Source organism: Microbispora hainanensis (assembly GCF_006874475.1).
GTDB classification, from domain to species: Bacteria; Actinomycetota; Actinomycetes; order Streptosporangiales; family Streptosporangiaceae; genus Microbispora; species Microbispora hainanensis.
Genome location: NZ_VIRM01000248.1, coordinates 1 through 231, shown reverse-complemented (window position 1 = coordinate 231; position 231 = coordinate 1). Strand labels below are relative to the sequence as shown.

General features: G+C 64.9%; 1 protein-coding gene. It reads left to right on the top strand.

Annotated elements, in window-relative coordinates; all coding sequences use genetic code 11:
• Window positions 1-231: hypothetical protein (locus tag FLX08_RS41160; RefSeq protein WP_167530790.1), on the top strand; the 231-nt coding region annotated here is incomplete at both ends.

Here is a 231-nt window from a genome sequence, read left to right as displayed (position 1 = left end):
GCGGCAAGTACGAGTCGCAGGTCTACAAGTACAAGCGGCAGGCTGACTGGCAGCTGAAGAAGCTCCAGGCCGACAAGACCACGGCGCTGTCGAAGCTCGCGGTCGTGCCGGTCTACGAGGGCGGCTCGCAGTCGAACGGCAACCACCACCGCGGCCACTGGAACAACCCGACGCCGGCCCCGTCGCAGACCCCGAAGATCATCGGCTACAAGGTCGTGGGCTTCAAGCTCT